The following is a 1,834-nucleotide window of genomic DNA, read 5'->3' as shown; positions in this document are numbered from 1 at the left end:
TACGGCGACAGCGAGCCGATCCCGCTGTCGACGCTGATCCAGCCGAAGGTCGAGGCCGAGATCGCGCTGGTGCTCGAACGCGATCTCACGCACGACAGGCACACCTTCTCCGACATCCTGCGTGCGAGCGCCTATGCGCTGGCCGCGATCGAGGTCGTCGACAGCCGCATCGAGAACTGGAACATCCGCTTCGTCGACACGGTCGCCGACAATGCGTCGAGCGCGCGCTTCGTGCTCGGCAGCCGGCCGGTGCCGCTGTCGCAACTCGACCTGACGGGCTGCGCGATGACGCTCGCGCGCGACGGCGACGTGCTGTCCCAGGGCAGCGGCGCCGCGTGCCTCGGCAATCCGCTGAACGCGGCCGTGTGGCTGGCCGACCGGATGGCGCAACTGGGCACGCCGCTGCGCGCGGGCGACGTGGTGCTGACCGGCGCGCTCGGCCCGATGGTCGCGGTGCGCGAGGCCGGCACCTATGTCGCGCAGATCGACGGGCTCGGCAGCGTCCGGGCAACTTTCACCGCTTAACCGAGGCATTCGCATGGCTTCCGAAAAACTCAAGGTGGCGATCATCGGCTCCGGCAACATCGGCACCGACCTGATGATCAAGATCCTCCGTCATGGCAGGCATCTGGAAATGGCGGCAATGGTCGGCATCGACGCGAACTCGGACGGTCTCGCGCGCGCCGCGCGCCTGGGCGTCGCGACCACGCACGAAGGCGTCGAAGGGCTCACGCGCCTGCCGGTGTTCGACCGGATCGACTTCGTGTTCGACGCAACCTCCGCCGGCGCGCACGTGCGCAACGACGCGCTGCTGCGCGCGCTCCGGCCGTCGATCCGGATGATCGACCTGACGCCGGCCGCGATCGGCCCGTACTGCGTGCCGGTCGTCAATCTCGACGCGCACATCGACGCGCCGAACGTAAACATGGTCACCTGCGGCGGCCAGGCGACGATTCCGGTCGTCGCGGCCGTGTCGCGCGTCGCACCGGTGCACTACGCGGAAATCGTCGCGTCGATCAGCAGCAGGTCGGCCGGCCCCGGCACGCGCGCGAACATCGACGAATTCACCGAGACGACGTCGAAGGCGATCGAGGCGGTCGGCGGCGCGGCGAAGGGCAAGGCGATCATCGTGCTGAACCCGGCCGAGCCGCCGCTGATGATGCGCGACACCGTCTATACGCTGTCCGCGCTCGCGTCTCGCGACGCGATCGAGGCGTCGATCGAGGACACCGTCGCGAAGGTGCACGCGTACGTGCCCGGCTATCGGCTGAAGCAGAAGGTGCAGTTCGACGAGATTCCGGCGCATGCGCCGCTCCATATCCCGGGCCTGGGCCGCTTCAGCGGGCTGAAGACGTCGGTGTTCGTCGAAGTCGAAGGCGCCGCGCACTACCTGCCTGCGTACGCGGGCAATCTCGACATCATGACTTCCGCCGCGCTCGCGACCGCCGAACGCATGGCGCAGGCGCGCGTGGGCGCGTAAGGAGCATCCGGCGATGAGCAAGAAAATCTATATCTCCGACGTCACGCTGCGCGACGGCAGCCATGCGATCCGGCATCAGTACTCGATCGCGAACGTGCAGGACATCGCACGCGCGCTGGATCGCGCGAAGGTGGAAAGCATCGAGGTCGCGCACGGCGACGGCCTGCAGGGTTCGAGCTTCAACTACGGCTTCGGCGCGCACAGCGATCTCGAATGGATCGAGGCGGTGGCCGACGTGGTCACGCACGCGAAGATCGCGACGCTGCTGCTGCCGGGCATCGGCACGATCCACGACCTGAAGGCCGCGTACGACGCCGGCGCGCGCATCGTGCGCGTCGCGACGCACTGCACCGA

The 1,834-nt window shown here is 68.3% G+C and carries 3 protein-coding genes; all 3 read left to right on the top strand.

All coding sequences use genetic code 11. The annotated features are described in order from the left end of the window. On the top strand, positions 1 to 525 hold a 525-nt coding region (locus BST28156_RS34430; RefSeq protein WP_174904573.1), incomplete at its 5' end, for a fumarylacetoacetate hydrolase family protein. Between the two features lie 13 nt (positions 526 to 538). Then, entirely contained in the window at positions 539 to 1,480 is a 942-nt protein-coding gene (locus BST28156_RS34425) for an acetaldehyde dehydrogenase (acetylating) (protein ID WP_174904572.1), read from the top strand. Between the two features lie 13 nt (positions 1,481 to 1,493). Next, positions 1,494 to 1,834, top strand: a 341-nt coding sequence (locus BST28156_RS34420; protein ID WP_496350121.1) for a hydroxymethylglutaryl-CoA lyase-like TIM-barrel protein, incomplete at its 3' end; no start/stop codon positions are given.

The sequence above is a fragment of the Burkholderia pseudomultivorans genome, assembly GCF_902499075.1.
GTDB classification, from domain to species: Bacteria; Pseudomonadota; Gammaproteobacteria; order Burkholderiales; family Burkholderiaceae; genus Burkholderia; species Burkholderia pseudomultivorans.
This window is presented reverse-complemented; position numbering and strand designations above follow the sequence as displayed.

Excerpts from the sequence above, each read along its gene's own strand:
- BST28156_RS34425 (WP_174904572.1), top strand. The coding sequence starts at position 539 with ATGGCTTCCGAAAAACTCAAGGTGGCGATCATCGGCTCCGGCAACATC.